15 protein-coding genes and 1 tRNA gene are annotated in these 18,695 nt (G+C 60.9%); all 16 read right to left on the reverse strand.

Features of this window, described 5'->3' with window-relative positions:
• Nucleotides 1-11: 11 nt before the first annotated feature.
• Nucleotides 12-3,644 carry a transcription-repair coupling factor gene (mfd, locus tag AB5767_RS04420; RefSeq protein ID WP_368131903.1) on the reverse strand — a complete coding sequence of 1,211 codons (3,633 nt, stop codon included), beginning with the start codon at nt 3,642-3,644 and terminating at the stop codon, nt 12-14.
• A gap of 157 nt (nt 3,645-3,801) precedes the next feature.
• Nucleotides 3,802-4,467, reverse strand: coding sequence for an endonuclease III (gene nth / locus AB5767_RS04425; RefSeq protein WP_368132883.1), 666 nt, complete (start codon nt 4,465-4,467; stop codon nt 3,802-3,804).
• Nucleotides 4,468-4,530: 63 nt separating this feature from the next.
• Complete coding sequence (locus AB5767_RS04430) at nt 4,531-6,333, reverse strand: ABC transporter ATP-binding protein (RefSeq protein ID WP_368131905.1); 1,803 nt, start codon at nt 6,331-6,333, stop codon at nt 4,531-4,533.
• A 123-nt stretch (nt 6,334-6,456) separates the two neighbouring features.
• Entirely contained in the window at nt 6,457-7,812 is a 1,356-nt protein-coding gene (locus AB5767_RS04435) for a DNA recombination protein RmuC (protein WP_368131906.1), read from the reverse strand.
• A gap of 51 nt (nt 7,813-7,863) precedes the next feature.
• Nucleotides 7,864-8,427 carry a hypothetical protein gene (locus AB5767_RS04440; protein WP_368131907.1) on the reverse strand — a complete coding sequence of 188 codons (564 nt, stop codon included), beginning with the start codon at nt 8,425-8,427 and terminating at the stop codon, nt 7,864-7,866.
• 233 nt (nt 8,428-8,660) lie between these two features.
• Complete coding sequence (locus tag AB5767_RS04445) at nt 8,661-9,083, reverse strand: hypothetical protein (RefSeq protein ID WP_368131908.1); 423 nt, start codon at nt 9,081-9,083, stop codon at nt 8,661-8,663.
• A 433-nt stretch (nt 9,084-9,516) separates the two neighbouring features.
• Nucleotides 9,517-10,149, reverse strand: a complete 633-nt coding sequence (locus AB5767_RS04450) for a hypothetical protein (protein WP_368131909.1) — start codon at nt 10,147-10,149, stop codon at nt 9,517-9,519.
• A gap of 272 nt (nt 10,150-10,421) precedes the next feature.
• Nucleotides 10,422-10,961 carry a rubrerythrin gene (gene rbr / locus AB5767_RS04455; protein WP_368131910.1) on the reverse strand — a complete coding sequence of 180 codons (540 nt, stop codon included), beginning with the start codon at nt 10,959-10,961 and terminating at the stop codon, nt 10,422-10,424.
• A 114-nt stretch (nt 10,962-11,075) separates the two neighbouring features.
• Complete coding sequence (locus AB5767_RS04460; protein ID WP_368131911.1) at nt 11,076-11,981, reverse strand: HhH-GPD family protein; 906 nt, start codon at nt 11,979-11,981, stop codon at nt 11,076-11,078.
• Nucleotides 11,982-12,002: 21 nt separating this feature from the next.
• Nucleotides 12,003-12,488, reverse strand: coding sequence for an RrF2 family transcriptional regulator (locus AB5767_RS04465; RefSeq protein WP_148345456.1), 486 nt, complete (start codon nt 12,486-12,488; stop codon nt 12,003-12,005).
• A gap of 359 nt (nt 12,489-12,847) precedes the next feature.
• Nucleotides 12,848-12,925 (reverse strand) — tRNA-Asp (locus tag AB5767_RS04470).
• A 409-nt stretch (nt 12,926-13,334) separates the two neighbouring features.
• Complete coding sequence (locus AB5767_RS04475; RefSeq protein WP_117584170.1) at nt 13,335-13,802, reverse strand: YfcE family phosphodiesterase; 468 nt, start codon at nt 13,800-13,802, stop codon at nt 13,335-13,337.
• Nucleotides 13,803-13,898: 96 nt separating this feature from the next.
• A complete protein-coding gene (locus AB5767_RS04480) occupies nt 13,899-14,615 on the reverse strand; it encodes a LytR/AlgR family response regulator transcription factor (RefSeq protein ID WP_006235156.1) in 717 nt (238 codons plus the stop codon).
• Nucleotides 14,616-14,687: 72 nt separating this feature from the next.
• The gene (locus AB5767_RS04485; RefSeq protein ID WP_368131912.1) at nt 14,688-16,031 is read right to left on the reverse strand and encodes a histidine kinase; all 1,344 of its coding nucleotides are present in this window, start codon (nt 16,029-16,031) and stop codon (nt 14,688-14,690) included.
• On the reverse strand, nt 16,028-17,215 hold the full coding sequence (locus AB5767_RS04490) for a glycosyltransferase (RefSeq protein WP_368131913.1): 1,188 nt from the start codon (nt 17,213-17,215) through the stop codon (nt 16,028-16,030). The genes AB5767_RS04485 and AB5767_RS04490 overlap by 4 nt, the downstream gene beginning before the upstream one ends.
• A 182-nt stretch (nt 17,216-17,397) precedes the next feature.
• Nucleotides 17,398-18,648 carry an MFS transporter gene (locus AB5767_RS04495; protein WP_368131914.1) on the reverse strand — a complete coding sequence of 417 codons (1,251 nt, stop codon included), beginning with the start codon at nt 18,646-18,648 and terminating at the stop codon, nt 17,398-17,400.
• Nucleotides 18,649-18,695 lie beyond the last annotated feature (47 nt).

The following is an 18,695-nucleotide window of genomic DNA, read 5'->3' on the forward strand; positions in this document are numbered from 1 at the left end:
GCATCGACCCGCTAGTCGTCGTCGCTGGTGCCCAGCTGCTGCAGCAGCATGAGTGCCGCGGCCACCGGGCCGGTGCCGTCGTTGGCGTCGAGGCCTCGACCCAGGCCGCTGCCCGCGCCGGCACCCGCCTTGTAGGGCACCGACAGCTTGCGGCTCTTGGGGAAGTTCACCGCGCCGTAGCGCGTCTTGAGCTCAAACGCCACCTTCTTGGGCACGTCAACACCCAAGAAGGTGATGCGCCCGCCGCTGAGCGTGACGCTCTCGAGCCCCAGGCGCTCGCCGCGAATACGGATGCGTGCGCGGTTGAACAGGTTGAGTCCCGCCAACGGCAGCTCGCCGTGCGCAGCCTCGGTCTCCTCCTGCACCTCGTCGATGCTCTCCAGGTCCTCGGCCGCCGCGAGCTTTCGGTACACGAGCACGCGCTGGTCCACCGCCGGCATATACTCCTCGGACAAGAAGTAATCGGCCGGCAGGTTAATGCCCACACTCGCCGCCTCCACGCCGGCATCGTCATCGCCGCGCGCCTCGGCCACGGCCTGTCCCAGCATCTGCGTAAACAGGTCAAAGCCCACGCTCGACAGGTTACCGTGCTGCTCGGCACCCATGAGCGAGCCGGCACCGCGAATCTCCAGGTCGCGCATGGCGATACGCATGCCGCTGCCCAGGTCCTGGAACTCGGAAAGCGCGGTCAGGCGCGCCGTGGCCTCCTCGGTAAGCGGCAGCTCGCCGGGGAACATAAAGTACGCGTAGGCCTGCGTGGCAGAGCGACCCACGCGGCCCTTGAGCTGGTAGAGCTGCGCCAGGCCCAGGCGCTGCGAGTCCTCGATGATGAGCGTGTTGGCCGTTGCGTTGTCGATGCCGCTCTCCACGATGGTCGTGGCGATGAGCACGTCGATCTTCTTGGTCGCGAACTCGATCATCACGTCCTCGACCTCGCGCGGGCTCATCTTGCCATGCGCCACGCCCACGCGCGCCTCGGGCGCGGCCTCGTGCACGCGCGCCACGGCGTCGTCGATGGTCTTGACGCGGTTGGACACGTAGTACACCTGACCGCCGCGGCCCACCTCCAGGCGAATCGCCGCGCTCACCACATCGGGGTCGTACTCCCCCACGTGCACGATCACGGGACGACGCCCGGTGGGCGGCGTGGTAATCAGGCTCATGTCGCGCACGCCGCTCGTGGCCATCTGCATGGTTCGCGGAATCGGCGTTGCCGAAAGCGTAAGCACGTCAATCTGCTCGCGCAGGTTCTTGAGCTGCTCCTTGTGCTGCACGCCAAATCGCTGCTCCTCGTCGATGATCACCAGGCCCAAGTTCTTGGGGTTCACATCGGCCGAAAGCAGACGATGCGTGCCGATGAGCACGTCGATCGTGCCCTCGGCAAACGCCTTGAGCGCGCGCTTTTGCTGCGCCGGCGTGCGGAAGCGGCTGAGCACCTCGACCTCAAGGCCAAACGGGGCAAAGCGTTCAAAGAACGTCTCGTAGTGCTGCTGGGCCAAAATGGTCGTGGGGCAGAGCACCATGACCTGGCGGCCGGAGTCCACGCACTTAAACGCCGCGCGCAGGGCGACCTCAGTCTTGCCGAAGCCCACGTCGCCGCACAGCAGGCGGTCCATGGGCTTGGGCGCCTCCATGTCGGCCTTGATGTCGGCGATGGCCTCCAGCTGGTCGCGCGTCTCGTCGTAGGGAAAGCTCTGCTCCATCTCGATCTGCTCGGGCGTATCGGGCGGACAGGCGATACCGGTGATCGACGAGCGGCGCGTATAGAGGTCGACCAGGTCAAACGCCAGCTTTTTGGCATTCTTGCGCGCCTTGTTGGTGGCACGCGTCCAGTCGGCGGTGTTGAGCCTGGTCAGGCGCGGCTTGTCGCCGTCGGGGCCGACGTAGCGCGTGATGCGGTCGACCTGCTCCAGCGGCACGTAGAGCTTGTCGCCGTCGGCGTATTCCAGCAAAAAGTAGTCGCGCTCCTTGCCGCCCACTTCCTGGCGCGCGATCTCGCTAAAGAGCGCGATGCCGTGGGTGGCATGTACCACGTAGTCACCCGGCTTAAACGGGAAGGTAATCTGCGTAATGTCCACCTTGCGGCGGCTGCGCGCGCGGTTGGCGTCCATGCGGGCGTTGAGGTCGGCGATCGAGAACACGGCCAGGTTGGCATCGGGCACCACCACGCCCTGCGGCAGGGCGGCATCGACAAAGGTCACGCGTCCGCGCGAGATGGTGGGCACGGCGGCACCGGTGGCGGCCTGTGCGGCGCCCGCCTCCAGAGAGCGGGCGTTGAGCGCATCCGCCTTGCGTTCGCGAATCGAGGCATGGGCCTCCTGGCGGGCGGTGCGATCGGCAGAATCTGCCGCGGCCACGCGCACACGGTCGCCAATAGCGCCGGCGTTTTCGGGCGCCGCGGTCAGCGATTCCTCAAACGTAATGCCCTCATCGCCAAAGGTGAGCTCCATCGACTCGCGCGCACCACGGTCGGGAATGGCAAACACGCAGGCATAGCGCTTGCCCACGACCTCCTGAATACGCGTCATAAAACGGTTGTCCGAACCCGCGATAGCAGGCTGCTCAATCTTGAGCTCGGCCGTCACCGCACCGCCGGCACGGATGAGGCTCACGTAATTCAGGCGCTGCTGGGCACCAAAGTCGAGCTGCTGGGCGCGCACATACAGGCCGTCCAGGCGGTCGACCCCCGCCTCGCCGGCACGTGCCTCGATATCCTCGTAGGCGCGCAGGCAATCGTCGAACAGCGAGCGCGGCTCGGACAGCACCACGAGTGCCTTGCCGCTCACATGCGACAGCGGGCTCACGGTCTGGCCGTACATCACCGGCAAAAAGCGGTCGAGTTCGGGCGTGACGATACGCGCATCCACCATCTCGAGCAGCGCCGCCAGTTTGCTGTCGTCCTGGCTGGCGCGATAGAGCGCCACATGCATGTTGTGGACGGCCTCGTCGGTAAGCGCCAGCTCACGGCACGGGAAGATCTCGATACTGTCCTCGTTGCCGATGGTCTGCCCCGTTGAGCTCACCATGCGGCGGATGCGGTCAATCTCGTCGCCAAAGAACTCAATGCGCACGGGCGCTTTCTCTTGTGCGGGAAACACCTCGACGGTGTCGCCGTGAACGCGGAACAGACCGGGCGCATCAGCGGCACCGGCATTGGTGTAGCCCATGCCCACCAGGCGATGCGGCACCTCGTCAAAAGGAATCTCCTCGCCCACCGCAAAAGTGGTGGACTCCCAATAGCGGCTCTCGACCGGCGGCACGCAGCGCAGCAGCGCACGGGCCGAGGCAACCATGATGCAGTTGTCCCCGCGCACGATGCGCCCCAGAGCCTCGCAGCGCTGGGCCACCACGGCATCGTCGGGCGCCTGCTCGCGCCACGGATAGTCCTTGCGCTCGGGAAAGCGGCACACGTGCGCCAGGCCAACATAGGCGGCCAGGCTGCGCGCGGCGCGATCGGCAGCGTCCTCGCCGCTCACGATATAGACCGTGGGACGCGGACGGCGCGCAAACTGGGCTGCCGCCATAAGCGTGCGACCCGACTGCGACACGGCCAACGTCACGTCCTCGCCGGCATCGAGTCCGGCCTCGACGGTCTGCAGTGCCTCGGCAGTGTAGAGCTGCGCGGCCATACGGTGAATGAGCATGCTGTTCCTCCGGCATCGCAACGCCAAAAGCCCGCCGGGGCAAGCTCGGCGGGTATGCGGCGGATTTCATTGCCTGTCATGGTAGCGCATGGAGAGGACTCCGACTCAAGGGCAAACCCAGCCCCGCAAAAAACGCCAGACGAAGATGCGTTCCGCCCTACCCCGCTACGCGCACGCTGGGGCACAAATCTGCCAGCGGACACTCGTCACACTTGGGTTTGCGGGCGTCGCAGATCTCGCGACCGAAGGTAATCCACTGATGGTTGACCGATTCCCAATACTCGCGCGGCAAAATCTTGAGCAGGTCTTGCTCGGTCTTGAGCGGCTCTTTGGCATGCGTCTTGGGACTCAGCATCAGGCGGTGCGCGATGCGGTTGACGTGCGTATCGACCGCGATGCCCTCGACAATGCCAAACCCCACGTTGAGCACGATGTTCGCCGTTTTGCGTCCCACGCCCGGCAGTTTGACGAGTTCCTTCATGTCGGCAGGTACCTCGCCGCCGTAATCGGCAACGATCATCTGCGCTGCCTCCACGGCATGCTTGGCCTTGCTCTTATAAAAGCCAAGCGACTTGATGGTGTCTGCCACGTCAGTCACGCTCGCCCCGGCCATGGCCTCGGGCGTGGGCCACTGGGCAAACAGCCGCGGTGTCACCTTGTTGACCTGCGCATCGGTCGTTTGCGCCGAGAGCAGCACCGCGATCAGCAGGCGGAAGGGATTCTCGTGGTCCAAAAAGCACTCGACCGGGCCATAGCGACGGTTGAGACGCTCGCACACCTCAACGGCGCGCTCGCGCTTGGCGGCATTGGTCTCGCGTGGCATAACGACTCCTCGGCTCAACGGCACAATAAACTTATGGGCACAATTGTCCCACGTCCGAGACGCCTACGCCTCCAAAAATGCGCCGGTCTGGCGGCCCCACAGGCTTGCGTACTCGCCGCCCGCCTCGACAAGCTGCGCATGCGTACCGTCCTCGACAATCTCGCCGTCCGCCAGCACCACGATGCGGTCGAGCGCCGCCACGGTGGACAGGCGATGTGCCACCACAATGGAGGTGCGTCCACGCATCAGGTTTTCGAGCGCCTCCTGCACCAGCGCCTCGGACTCGCTGTCGAGGGCAGACGTCGCCTCGTCGAGCACTAGAATCGGCGCGTCGGTTAGGATGGCACGGGCGATAGCCACGCGCTGACGCTGGCCGCCCGAGAGCTTGACGCCGCGCTCGCCCACCATGGTGTCAAAGCCACGTGGCAAGCGGTCGATAAACTCCAGGGCATTGGCCAGGCGCGCGGCCTCGCGAATCTGCTCATCAGTGGCGTTGGGACGACCGTAGGCAATGTTTTCGCGAATGGAGCGGTGGAACAGCAGCGCCTCCTGCGGCACGTAGGCAACCTGGCGGCGCAGGCTCTGCTGCGTGCAGCGCGAGACATCCTGACCGTCCACGAGCACGCGGCCGCCCTGGACATCGTCCAGGCGCAGCAGCAACTTGGTGAGCGTCGTCTTACCCGAGCCCGATTTGCCCACCAGGCCCACGCGCTGGCCCGCCGCCACATGAAGTGTCAGGTCATCGAACACGCTCTCGCCCGCCGCAGCGTCACGGTACGCAAAGCTCAGGTGCTCAAAATCAATCGCGCCCTCGGTCACTTTGAGCTCAGGGGCGTCCGGGTCGTCTGCCACCAAACATGGCTCGTCCAGCACGCGCGTCATCTCGGCCGCATCGCCGAGCGCGCGGTTGATGCGCTGCATCATGGAGCTTACGTAGTTCAGGCGCATGGTGAGGTTATAGGTGTAGGTAAAGATCCTGACGAGCGAGCCGGCCGAGATGCCAAACCACGCGTTGCCGCCCGCCACGAACACGCTCACCACGGCCATAGTGATGACGATAAGGCCCGAGGTCGTAAAGTTGCGCTGCATCATGGCATGCATCGAGACCGTCTCGGCGTCGCGCGCGGCACGATCGGCGGCGTCGAACAGATCGCGTTCAAAGTCCTCGCGCCCGCAGGTCTTGACGGCCAAGATGTTCGTGACCGCGTCGGAGAGCACGCCCGAGAGCTTGTTCTGCGCGGCGGACGTCGCGGCCGAAAGCGGCATGATGCGCTTGTACATAAGCCAGACAAACGCGATGTAGACGACCATGATACACACCAGGATCACGGTAAACGTCGGCACCACCGGGGCGAGTGCGGCCACGGTGCAGACAACCGAGGTGATGGTGGGAATGAGCGAATACACCGTCACGTCGACCAAGCCCGTGTAGCCGCTCATAAAACGGCTCGTCTGGCTCACAAGCGATCCGCCAAAACGGCTGGTGTGGAATGTCATGGATTGATTGGAGAGCGTGTCGAAGCACAGGCGTGCCAGGTGATAGTTGCCCGCAATCTCGAGCTTGTAGACGGTGTAGTCCTGCAGCTTGGAGAGGATTTGGCCCACTAGGTTAACGAGCACGAGTGCCAGAATGTAGGGGCCAAAGACCTCAAACACCCGGTCGCCCGCCACGGGACCGGCCTGGACGCGGTCGACGATAAGGGCCATCACGTAGGTGTTGGCAAACGTGAGCAAAAAGATGTAGCCCGCCGACGAGAACACCGAGAGAAAGACGATCAGCGGTTGCGTGCGCGTGACACCCCAAAACCGCTGCAGCGTGCGGCGCACGGTGGAGCGGCTGAGCGGGCTGGTGCTTCTCTGAGACATGGGCTTCCTTTCGCGTCTGATAGGGCGAAACGCCATTGTTGCACATTGGAGCACGCTTCAGACAAGCGCGATGCGAAAAGCGCCCGCGCCGTGCTTGCGCAGGCGCTCCGCCGTCAGATGCAATTAGTCCTCGTCTTTTTGGTCTGCGAGCAGCTCCGCGGATGTGGGCCCCAAGATCTCGTCGGCCTCCTCGGCATCTTCCAGCGCGTCGATATCCTTGAGTTTGCGCTCCATGACGTTGGTGCGCGTGGTGATAATGCCCTCGACCGTTTTGCCCGCGGTCTCGATCTGCTGCTGGGCGCGGCGCAGCGCCTTTTGATAGCGCGGCAGCTCGGCCTTGACGGCGGAGAGCACTCGCAGTACATCGTCGGTGCGTTTTTGCAGCTTAAACGTTTGGTAACTCATCTGCAGGCTGTTGAGAATGGCTGCCATGGTGCTGGGGCCGGCAACGTTGACGTGATAGTCGCGGCCCAGGGTCTCGATAAGCCCGGGGCGGCTGACGACCTCGGCGTACAGTCCTTCAAACGGCACGAACATGATGCCAAAGTTGGTCGTTGCCGGCACACTCAGGTACTTTTCGCAGATATCCTTGGCCTCGCGCTTGACCATGGTGTCGAGCGTCTTGCGCGCTGCGGCGACGGCCTCAGCGTCACCCGACTCCTGCGCGTCGAGCAAGTGCTCGTACGCGTCGCCCGGAAACTTGGAGTCAATCGGCAGCAGCACGGGGTCGCCCTCGTCCACCGGCAGCTTGACGGCAAACTCAACGCGCTCCGAGGCGCCGGGCTTGGTGGCGACGCTTTCCAGATACTGGTCGGGTGTAAGGATGTCCGCCAGAATTGCACCCAGCTGCACCTCGCCCAAAATGCCACGCGCCTTCACGTTGCCCAGCACGCGCTTAAGGTCGCCCACGCCGGTGGCGATGGACTGCATGTCGCCCAGGCCCTTGTACACGGCCTCGAGCTGGTCGCTCACCTGCTTAAACGATGCCGACAGGCGATCGTTGAGCGTGCGGGAAAGCTTCTCGTCCACCGTCGCGCGCATCTGATCGAGTTGCACGTTGTTGTCTTTGCGGATAGCACCCAGCTGGGCATCGACCGTCTCGCGCACCTTGTCCAGGCGGTGCTCGATGCCCTCGCGGTTGGCACCGAGCTGTTGGGCCGTCTCGCGACGCAGGTCATCCATCCGGTCACCAGCTTGCGAAAACTCACGTGCGATGGTCAGGTAACGTTGCTGCTCCACGGCCGCATCTGTCGTCTGCTGCCGCGCGATGGCATTGGCCGTGCGGCGAGTTTCGGCCAGCGCGACGTTCAGGGCATCGAGCGCGTTGTTGGCCTGCTCGAGTGCTGCCAGCGTTTCCGCGCTACTGTCGCCACGCTCCCGCAATTCGGCACGCAGGCTCTTGAGCTGGAGGGCGCAAGCCACAGCAACCCCCACCGCCACCAAGGCGATCACAACAAGCACAATATCAATAGCAGACATAAACTCCGCCCAACAAACCCAATCGAGCACCAATCAAAACCGCGATCAATCTTACCCCGTCACACACACCGGGTGCCCGGCCCCTTCTTGGGTGCCCCTCCCCTCCGCATATTCCATAATGCGGCGCGCCGTTTTCCTGCTCACCTTTGAGTCATCGCCGGCCAAGTATGCGTATACGTTTCCTTTATTCAGGCGCAGAGCACGGCAAAGGCCATAGCGCGTTACACCCGATTCCTCCAATGCTTCCAGCGTTTTCTTTCTCATCAGGGCGTTCACCCTTCTATCGGCCGCCGGCTTTTCCTTCACTGCTCTATACGCACGCCAAACGTTGGCATAACGATTAGGGAGCTCACTTTTAGCGCATAGAGACGTCATGCTACCCGCTTGGCCGTACAAGGATAAAACGTCTCGGTAATCCTGTTCCATCCACGAGCCCTCGGATAAGCCCAGAACGTATTCGGCTTTTCCTTGCGCCAAAGCGAGCAAAAACAGAGGCTCCGCCACGCGCGGCGCATCCGTCGTCGCCTGCTCAACCAATTTTCTAAAACTCAGCGACTGCTGTCCGGATAGTTCTCGGCAATAGCCTTTTAAGAATCCCTCAAAGGTCAGATTCAACCGAGTACCTCCTTTTTGTATTGCCTGTATGCACAGACCATCTCTTGATAGCTTCGCTCCGAAGGCGACGACGCCAGATTCTCCAAGGATGTCGTTAAGTACCTTAACATGGCATTTTCTATTATTATTCATCTTCAATAATACTATTCAGTCGCACGACAGGACCAACAGGATGCAAGGATTCTACTCGTGGCGACAATCCCTACACCCTCGAAGTCCTAATGCGACAAACGCTAACTCTCCCAGCCGGCGCGGATGGTTGTTATGACGTCGCCTAGGCGCTGGCCCAGGGCCGTTAGATGTTGGAGCACCTCGTTGGGCGATGCGCCGTTGAGGATGCACGTGAGGGCATACGACGCCAAAAAGATGACCGCAAGCCCCAGCGGGATGAGCACGATCATCGCCAATGTGCGCAGGTGCTGGCCCACGCGGCGACGACGCGCACGACGCTTGTCGAACGCGAGCTCCTGCGCATATGAATCTTGCTGTACGGAATAGGCCTCTGGTGCCGATTCGCCCGCAGGCGAAACCGCAGGCGTGGCATTTTGCGCAGGGGGCTGGGCTGCCGCCCCCTGCATTTGCATCTCCATGAGTCGTTGCTGCTGACGCAGCATGCGCTCAGCTTGTTGCTGCGGAGTCTCAAGAAACAGATCCATGCTGGCCTCCAAAATCGGAGCATTCGACGCTTACGACCAGCATCCCGCACCGCCATGACCGCGACAACGCAATTGCCGGCAATAGCCGCAAAGATTCTTTTGTCAGAAAACTGTCAAAAAGCTCAACAACTCGCCTACCAGCACTTTCTTTGAGCTTTTTTCGCCAGCAATCTTTTGCCCTTCCGCTCTTGCGCCAACCGACCAAAACCTAACCAAAAGCTTGACGGAAATTGTGGAGACCGGAACCCCACACAAAAAGTGCCGCCCCAAAGGGGCGGCACACAAACTTATTATCAGCTTTTCTGTAACGAGCACGCGACGACTCAACGCCGGAGCGCAGGGCGGGGAAACCTTTGCCTCGCGCGACCCTGCGAAGCCGTGAGCAAAAGGGAGGGGTTTCCCCGCCCTGCGCTCCGTGGTCGGTGAGGACAGACTACATGCCCGCGAGACCTCGGGCGGCGGTGGCGCACATAAACGCCAAGGCTAGAATCACGAGCGAGCCCGCGATGTCTGCCAGCACGCCCATTGCACGGCGCTCAAACAGCCAGCTCTCAAAGTGCGGGGCAACGTTGCGCCAAACACGCCACAGCAAGATGCCCATACCGATGACGCCCGGGATATTGAGCAGTAGGATCTCGGAGCACAAAAGACTGATCAGGTTGCCGGCGACAAAACCAGCGTCGCCCTCGCAGTATTTGCGGTAGACCATATACAGCATGTACGCCACAAACGGCTGCAAGCACGCAGAAATAAACGTGACCACCATCGAGGGCTCTTGCGAAAAGACCTCGGTGAGTTTATCGACACTCGTAGCGTCCTTCGAAGCCAAAAATAAACCGATAACCACAAGGGGCACCACGCCCAAAATTACCTCGACCAGAGTAAACAACTTGGCAGTCAAATCCTCACGAGCCGAATTCAAATGGGGCGCCCACTCAGGATGAGCATGCGCGCCGACTTTCTTGTCCTTCTCGGCACGATCGGCCTTTTTACCCTCGGCAACCCGACGACCAGGATCCTTGCGAGTTCCCGCCGCAGCAACCCGAGCCCGAGACTTCTTACCCATAACCAACACCTCACAAGAGGAAACGAATAGCCAACGCTACCCAGTGCACCCTCTAAGCAACGTCACCGCCCCAACCGGCCCCCACAAAAACGTGCCGCCCCATAAGGGGCGGCACACAAACTTTTTTATCAGCTTTTCTGTAGCGAGCACGCGACGACCCAAAGCGGGCCGGGAGGGCCGGACTACCTTCCCTCAACGCGACCCTGCGAAGCCGTGAGCGAGGAGGGAAGGTAGTCCGGCCCTCCCGGCCCAGCTCACGTTAGCGCCAAGCGCTAGTAGTTCACCACCTGCTCCTCAAAGTACGCCTTCGGATGGTTACACACCGGGCACACCTCAGGCGCCTCGGCACCAACGTGCAGGTGCCCGCAGTTCAGGCACTTCCACACCTTCACGCCCTCACGCTCAAACACCTCGCCCGACTCGATGCGCTCGACGAGTTTGTTGTAGCGCTCCTCGTGGGCCTTCTCGACGGCGGCGACACCGCGGAACTTCTCGGCGATCTCGACAAAGCCCTCCTCCTCGGCGGTCTTGGCGAACTCGTCGTACATCGTGGTCCACTCGTAGTTCTCTCCTGCGGCGGCATCGCGCAGATTGTCCAGGGTGTCGGGAACGGCACCGTCGTGTAGATACTTAAACCACAGCTTAGCGTGCTCGGACTCGTTGCCCGCGGTCTCGGCAAAGATATTCGAGATCTGAACGTAGCCGTCCTTCTTGGCCTTGGATGCATAGTAGCGATACTTGGTATGCGCCTGCGACTCGCCGGCAAAAGCGGCCTCGAGGTTCTTCTTGGTTTGGGAATTCTCAAAATCCATAGGTGTACTTCCCTTCATCACATGCCGCCCGTAGGCTTCGAGCGGCCCTATCTTTAGGATGCCCCCATGCCGAGAATCTAAACCTTACAATCCCGTTCTTCAAATTCAAGCGAGCTAGACGCTCAGCCAGCGATTGCCCTCGACACGGCAGAATCCCTCGCGTTCCAGGTCGGCAAGAATGCTTGCAATCAAATCACGCCCGATCGGCGCGCGGCCCGCCGCCTCCTCCATCTCGTTAACGCCTGCCATGGCGGCATCGAGCGTGATGCCCGCAGGCTGTCCATCGCGCGCAGCCAACAGCATACGCACGATGTGGGCGCGCTTTTGACGACGCGAGCCCTCAAACTTGGACTGGCGACTATAGCCCGCCGATCGCCTAGACGGATTGGGCAACGCCTTCTTAAGATACGCGCCATAATCCAGCAGCGCGTAATACCACGCACGCGGCGTGTCGGCGTCGTCTTGAGGCATGGCAAAGGGGGCAATCTCGTCCGCCGTCGCACCGGGAGTCGCCGGGCAGGCCGCCTGAATCAGCGGCACCAGCTCGCGATCGGGAACAGCCGGCACGTCGGGAAAGAAATGGTGCAGAAAGACCGTGCGCACGTTGGTCTCCAGATACACGCCCGGAAGATCGAATGCGAACGACCGAATGCCCTGCGCCGTCGCCGGCCCAATACCGGGCAGGGCGACCAGATCGCGCGTCTCGCGCGGGAACTCCCCGCCCCAGTCCTCTACAAGCTGCTGTGCGGCCCTGTGAAGTGCCAGAGCACGACGGTTGTAGCCCATGCCCTGCCAAGCGTCCAAAACGTCCGAGGGTGCTGCCTGCGCAAGTGCCTGCACAGTCGGAAAGCGCTCGAGCCACGCCGGCATGCGTGTCTCCACGCGCGGCACCTGCGTCTGCTGCAGCATGACCTCGGAGAGCCAAATAATGTACGGGTCACGCGTACGTCGCCACGGAAGGTCGCGATAGCGCAGGACCCCTTCCGATCGAATCATCGAACGAAAGGGGTCCTGAATCATATCTATGCTCCTTATGCGGCGTTATTTCTCCTGGCAAACACACGCACAGGCGGCGTACTCGGGAAACGCATCGCGGTCGGCAAACTTGGGGTCGACGGCCGGGAACTGGCGGTGAGCAACGATATCGCCCAGCGAAACGGAATCGAGGTAGTCGCGCATCAACGCTTGAGCTCCGGCCCACAGGGGATGATAGCAGCACATACCCATGCGTGCACAGTCGCCATCGGGTGCGGTGCAATCGTTCATAACCATAGGACCCTGAACGGCCTCGACGACCTGGCGGATAGTGACGTCGTCCGGACTGACCTTGAGACGCATGCCACCGTGGGCGCCACGCAGGCTCTCCACAATACCGGCCTGGACCAAACCGTGCTGAATCGAGCGGGCAAACGAATACGGAACATTGACCTCTTCGGCAGCGGTGCGAACAGAAAGCAAACACTCCGGATCCTCAGCAAGCATCGCCAGCATACGAAGGGCGTAATCAGTCTTCCTCGATATGTCCATTTTTCCCCTTTCAAGGAATACGAACAGCTCGAACGAGCTCCGGGGCCGAGCTTGTGTCGAGACGCTAAATGACCGCCAGGACATCCAAATGGTAAATCGGATATCCACTGAGTGCCGCGCTTGGAGCGAAATGCATCAAATGCGGCGCACAGTGCAATTTAGTATAACCTAACCCCCTGTCTCGTAGAACAGGTGTTGCGCAACAAAGCTGTTGTTCAGACAGATATACTTATTAGATTTTACTTGCGTTCCCGAAGGCGCGGGGATTCTGGGCGAAGATGCACCAGGGCGATCGTTCTATCAAAACAAAGTGCATCAAACGCAAAAAGCCACGTCCGAAGACGTGGCTTTAATTGCGTTGGCGGGAAGTACGGGGCTCGAACCCGCGACCTCCGACGTGACAGGCCGGCGCTCTAACCAAACTGAGCTAACTCCCCAGGCAGACGTTCACGTTTGTTTCCGCTCGCGTGCGCTGCGGGGATTAGTATACACAGAAGTCTGTCCGGCGCGCAACAACTTTTTTTAAAAAAATTTTTCGGTCCCTCCGGGAGGGTCTCCGGGGCTGAGGGCGGGGGTTAAGTTTACTGCTCTACAGTCCTGCGCAAGACGGAAAGCACATTAAGTGCTTTCCTTTGCGTGCGGAACTCGCGACAAACTTAACCCCCGCCCTCAGCCCCGGAGACCCTCCCTGCCGTCACATTATTCAACCAGTTTTGCGGACGTGCGCCGCTGCGCGGCTAGCCCGCGTGCTCCTCGGCGGAGTTGGTCTGATGGATCTTGTTGAACTTCGGCCTTTGGCTTAAAGAAAGCGGGGGATGCATTGTGCATCCCCCGCTTTTGTTGCGGTTAGTCTAGATCAATAAACTTGGTGCTTAGGATCTTGCCGTCTTTTACTAGCATTCTGGCCATGGTGGGGCCTCGGGTGCCCCTGGGGTAGCTGGCGCTGCCCGGGTTGAGGACTAAGCAACGGCCCACTTGGGCTTCTTTGGTTACGTGGGTGTGGCCGTTGATGGCTACGTCTACGGATCCCACCGGAAGGTCTTCGCGGTAGTGGGCTACGGCGAATTTGAGGCCTTCGTAGGTAAAGAGTGCAAGACGGTCTACATCGGGGCCGTAGTCGCGGTAGTAATCGTTGTTGCCCAGTACGGCCCGCACGGGGGCGATGGTGCATAGGTGCTCGTAGTCCATCTCCGACGTGAGGTCGCCAGCGTGGATGATCAGGTCTGCGCCCTCAAGCTCATCCAGGAGCGCAGGCGAAAGATAGCCGTGGGTGTCCGAGATGATGTCGATGCGCTTGGCGCTTGCACTGTTCATGGGATCCCTTCCGCAAAAAAACGATTCGGCAGATACATACAAAAAGGCCCCACGGCTCCGCAGACGATAGGTCTACAGGGCTGCGGGGCCAGTGTGCTAGAGACTCAGGGCCTTCTTAAGCGGCACGACGCGGCGGCGCGAAACCGGCACGCGTTCGTCGACGCCCGTAATGCCCAGCTGGATGGCGCCCGAGGGCACCGTCTCGACGTCCGTGACGCACGCCAAGTTGACGATATAGCGGCGGTGAACACGGAAGAAGCCAAAGTCGCAGAGCTTGGCCTCAAACTGCGCCAGCGAGGTCGTCGACAAAAAGCGATCATCGACGGTATAGATGCAGGAGTAATCGTCCTTGGCCATGATAAAGCGAATGTCGTCCACGGGAATGAGCACCTTGCGGCCGCCCTTTTCCACCGGGATACGCTCGATGGTCACCTTGCTGTCCGTAACCGGCTTGGCGCGCTGCATGACCTTCTCAATCGCGCGATCCAAGCGAGCTTCCTCGACCGGCTTCATCAGATAATCGACGGCATCCACGTCGAATGCCTCGACCGCATGGTCGCTATACGCAGTCACAAACACGATCGCCGGCGGATTTTTAAGCTTATGCAGCGCCTCGGCAAGTTGCAGGCCCGAGGCACCGGGCATCGAGATATCGAGAAACACGACATCCACGCGACTTTCCATAAGCATCTCGATGGCGGAGCGGACGCTCGACGCCTCCGTGATCGTGCCGATCTTGCCCGTTTGCTCGAGCAGGAAGCGAAGCTCCGAGCGAGCCGGCGCCTCATCATCCACAATCATCGCACGCAGCATAGGGATAAAACCTTTCGTCAACTAACTACGCCGGGCATCCGTCGCATGACGTTGAACCCGTAGCCTTTTATTTTACTCTTGAATGTCAAAGATGCTCTCTGACAAATCAAGATGAAGAAGCACTTTGGTGCCCTTGCCCGGCGCCGATTCAACACGCGTATAGGAGTGTGGCCCATAAAAGCGATGGATGCGCTCCGAAATATTGTGCATGGCCACACCGGCGCCGCCACCCTGGGGAGAGCTGGCGTCGGGACGGGCAGAGCGCTCGTCAAACAGTCTGGCGGCGGTACCCTCATCCATGCCCACGCCATTATCGGCCACGGCAATCAAGATTGCATCCTCGCCGTCTTGGTGAACGGTCACGTCGATCCTCAGGGCGTCGTCATCGCCCATACCATGACGTACGGCGTTCTCGACAATCGGCTGGATCACGAACGCCGGCACCAGCGTATCTTCCACGTCCTCGGACACATCGAACGTCGCAAGCACGCGGTCCTCGCCAAAGCGGGCCTTCTCAAAGGTAAGGTAGCGCTTGGTCTGTGCAACCTCGCGCGAGACCGGAATAAGCGATCCCGAGTTGTCGAGCGTGGCACGATAGAACGATGAGAACTCACGAAGCAGTTCGCGGGCCCGCAGCGGATCGGTGCGCGTAAACGATGCAATGGTGTTCAGCGTGTTGAACAGGAAGTGCGGGTTAATCTGCGCCTGCAGCGCACGCACCTCGGCGCGCGCTGTGAGTTCCTTTTGCACCTCGAGCTCGTGGATGGCGAGCTGCGTGGACAAGATCTCGGCAAAGCCCGAGGCAAGCGCGTACTGGGTACGGTCGACGGCGCGCGGGGTCTTGTAGTAGAACTTGAGCGTGCCGACGGTGCGGTCGCCCACCTTGATGGGCGCGATGATACCGGCGGGAACATGGTTGTGCGAGCCATCCGAACCCACCACGTCCACCACGCGGTTGAACGACTGCACGATGCCGTGCTCAATGACGTAGCGCGTGGCAAGCGTATGGATGGGCGAATCGGGCAGCAGCTTTTCCTCGAACTCGCCCGCGCAGGCCAGCACGTTGCTCTCATCGGTGATGGCAACGGTCATGGCACGTGTCTCGGGCAGAATACGCCGGCACACCAAAAGCGCCGATTCCTGCGTCAGGCCGCCCTTAATGTCCTCGAGCATGGCCGAGGCAACCGAGAGCGTCTCCTCGGTGTACTGGGAGCGCACCGAATCGGGATTGAGCGTCAAATAGATAAAGATGCACAGGAAGATACACAGCAGCGCACAGGCGATCACCGTGGCAATCGGCTCAATGCCAGTCGCCAGGGCAAAGATAAAGTACACCAACACGCAAACGGCGCAGACAACGGCGATGATGCGAAAGATTGAAATTGAATTATCGCGCTGGGCGCGGCGGTCGATCATTCAGCCCCCTCCAGGATGCTAATCAGCTGTGCGTCGCGCCAAAGTTCGTCCATGATCTTGGGCCAGAAACTCTGAAAACGCAAGTAGCTTGCGGCGTTTTGGCGGGCATAGGTCTTGGCCTCGTCAATACCATGACGCCAGATGCGCAGATACCCCTCGTGCTCGCGGGTAAACATGCTGCGGACCATGGCAGTCTTGCGCACGCGGTCGTCGAGCTCGCGCGAGATCCACGGACCCGGATAGGGCATGAGTGATGCGGCCGTAACCGGAATGAGCTCCTTTTGGTGCGCAGCGAACGTCAGCTTGGCCCGCTCGTAGTACCAACGATACACGTCCTGCATAAAGCGCGGCGAGCGCTTCTCGGACTCGGGCGGCAGGTGGCGCACGGTCCACTCGTTATCGAACCACACGTCGTAGCCAAACATGCGCATGTTAAACAGGTAGTCCAGATCCTCGCCGCGGGTGATAAACGGGTCGAAGGCCACGCGTGTAAAGGCGCGGGCGTGCAGGGCCATCAGGCCGCCGCATACGTAATTGGAGCGCGAGATGCGGGTGCCCGAGAGCGCCTTTTTCATCCAGCGATTGAACTCGATACGCTTGGTCCACCAGCGATGGCAAATGCCCGCTTTGTCCGTGGGAGCCAGCGGCGACCCGTCGCGATCGTAAAAGTATCCGCTCTTGACTAAAATCGGCAGGCCCTGACGCGTCTGTTGGCCCAGTGCATAGGTCGCACGCTTCATAAAGTCGGCATCGATGACGGTCTCGTCGTCATCCAAAAACACAACCGCGTCGTGCCCCAGCACCGCCGCGCAGGCAAGACCCATGTTGCGGATGGCGCCGTAGCCGCGCAGGCTCACGCACTCGCCCGAGCCTTTGGGCGCAATCTGCGCCACGCGGTCGGCAACACGCGAAGCCTGAGTATTGGTAACGATGGTGACCTTAAGTGTGGGATGCGCATTAACGATTTCGCGCACGCGACGGGATACGTCGGACGTGGCAGAAACCGGACAGACCACCAAGAGAATGATGCGCGGAATGTCGCGCACCTGCTCGAGCGAAGTCAGGCAGCGATCGAGCTCCGGGTTGGCGGCATTGAGCGACGTCGAGTGATCGTAGGTGCCGGGAGCGTTTGCTTGGGTATCATCGCCCGCCCAATATGTTGGGATCACAACCGTGGCGTTCATACCTTTGCCCTCCTTACAACACAAAAACGGGGCGCCGCCAAACACAGGCGACGCCCCGCGACCTAGCTGGTTCCATCATACCCACTTGGGCTAAACATTGTTCGGAAGTCAGAATGATTTATGCGGCTACTTCCAAAAGAGTACTGCAGATAGGCCCAATTGCTGTACTGAGCCCGGTTGCCTTACGCCGCCGCCTGAGCCATGCGGGACAGACGGACCAGCAGCGCAAAGCCAAGCACCAGCAGCACGCCGATGGAAAGGACACCCAGCGACGGGTTGCCGGTCAGCGAGGTGACGACCGACACCAGGAAGGTGCCCATCACGCTTGCGTAGCGGCCAAAGATATCAAAGAAGCCGTAGTACTCGTTGGACTTTTCCTTGGGGATGATGCGGCCAAAATAGCTGCGGCTGAGCGCCTGCACGCCACCTTGGAACAAGCCGACCAAAATGGCGAGCACCCAAAACTCAAAGGCGGTCTTTAAGAAAAACGCGGCAAAGAGCACGATGCCCATGTAGGCGGCGACGGCCACCATGATCATGTTGAGCGTGCCCACGCGACCGGCGAGCTTGCCGTAGATGATGGCGGACGGGAAAGCGACGAACTGCGTAACGAGCAGTGCCAGTACCAGCTGGGTCGAGTCGATGCCCAGAGCCGATCCGTAGCTGGTTGCCATGGAGATGACCGTATGGACACCATCGATGTAGAAGAAGAACGCGATCATGTAGACCAGCACGGGCTTGTTGTGGGCGATCTCGCGCATGGTGTGTCCGACCTCGGAGAACACGCCGCCCACGATGTGGCCGATGGTATCCTGGGGACCGCGCGCGCGACCGTACTTTTGCTTATAGGTGCGAATGAGCGGCAGGGTAAAGATGAGCCACCAGGCACCAGTGATGACAAACGACAGACGCGTTGCCAGCATGGTGGGGACGCCAAGAGCGGGGCCACCCATGATAAGCGCCAGGCAGATGATGAACGGCACGGTGGAACCGATGTAGCCCCAGGCATAGCCCGAGCTGGACACGGCGTCCATGCGCTCGTCGGTGGTAATGTCGGGCAGCATGGCGTCGTAGAATGTCATAGAAGAGTTAAGGCCGATAGTGCACAGCACGTACACGGTCAAAAATGCCATGGCGGACATGGGGATAGCCTGCGCCAGGCAAAGAACCAGGCCCGTGAGGAAGAAGCCCAAGAAGAACTTAATCTTGTTGCCGGCGTAATCGGCAAGCGCGCCCAGAATGGGCATGAGCATGGCAATGACCAGCGAGGCAATCGTCTGCGCGTTGCCCCAGGCGACCACCAGGTCTGCCGAGGAAGCACCGGTATTGATGGCGTTAAAGTAGATGGGCACCACCGAGGTATTGAGCAGCACGAGGGCCGAGTTGCCCACATCGTACATAACCCAGTTACGCTCGAGCTTGGTGTATTTCATGGACAGGGCCCCTTCGTATTCGCCCGATATGCAGTTAGTTCATCGTA

It is taken from the genome of Collinsella aerofaciens (genome assembly GCF_040926265.1).
Taxonomy (GTDB): domain Bacteria; phylum Actinomycetota; class Coriobacteriia; order Coriobacteriales; family Coriobacteriaceae; genus Collinsella; species Collinsella aerofaciens_BB.

Coding starts and splice junctions, on each gene's coding strand:
- AB5767_RS04490 (WP_368131913.1), bottom strand. CDS start 17,215: ATGAACGCCACGGTTGTGATCCCAACATATTGGGCGGGCGATGATACC.
- AB5767_RS04480 (WP_006235156.1), bottom strand. CDS start 14,615: ATGCTGCGTGCGATGATTGTGGATGATGAGGCGCCGGCTCGCTCGGAG.
- AB5767_RS04445 (WP_368131908.1), bottom strand. CDS start 9,083: ATGGATCTGTTTCTTGAGACTCCGCAGCAACAAGCTGAGCGCATGCTG.
- mfd (WP_368131903.1), bottom strand. CDS start 3,644: ATGCTCATTCACCGTATGGCCGCGCAGCTCTACACTGCCGAGGCACTG.
- AB5767_RS04475 (WP_117584170.1), bottom strand. CDS start 13,802: ATGAACAGTGCAAGCGCCAAGCGCATCGACATCATCTCGGACACCCAC.
- rbr (WP_368131910.1), bottom strand. CDS start 10,961: ATGGATTTTGAGAATTCCCAAACCAAGAAGAACCTCGAGGCCGCTTTT.
- AB5767_RS04465 (WP_148345456.1), bottom strand. CDS start 12,488: ATGGACATATCGAGGAAGACTGATTACGCCCTTCGTATGCTGGCGATG.
- nth (WP_368132883.1), bottom strand. CDS start 4,467: ATGCCACGCGAGACCAATGCCGCCAAGCGCGAGCGCGCCGTTGAGGTG.
- AB5767_RS04460 (WP_368131911.1), bottom strand. CDS start 11,981: ATGATTCAGGACCCCTTTCGTTCGATGATTCGATCGGAAGGGGTCCTG.
- AB5767_RS04485 (WP_368131912.1), bottom strand. CDS start 16,031: ATGATCGACCGCCGCGCCCAGCGCGATAATTCAATTTCAATCTTTCGC.
- AB5767_RS04450 (WP_368131909.1), bottom strand. CDS start 10,149: ATGGGTAAGAAGTCTCGGGCTCGGGTTGCTGCGGCGGGAACTCGCAAG.
- AB5767_RS04435 (WP_368131906.1), bottom strand. CDS start 7,812: ATGTCTGCTATTGATATTGTGCTTGTTGTGATCGCCTTGGTGGCGGTG.
- AB5767_RS04430 (WP_368131905.1), bottom strand. CDS start 6,333: ATGTCTCAGAGAAGCACCAGCCCGCTCAGCCGCTCCACCGTGCGCCGC.
- AB5767_RS04495 (WP_368131914.1), bottom strand. CDS start 18,648: ATGAAATACACCAAGCTCGAGCGTAACTGGGTTATGTACGATGTGGGC.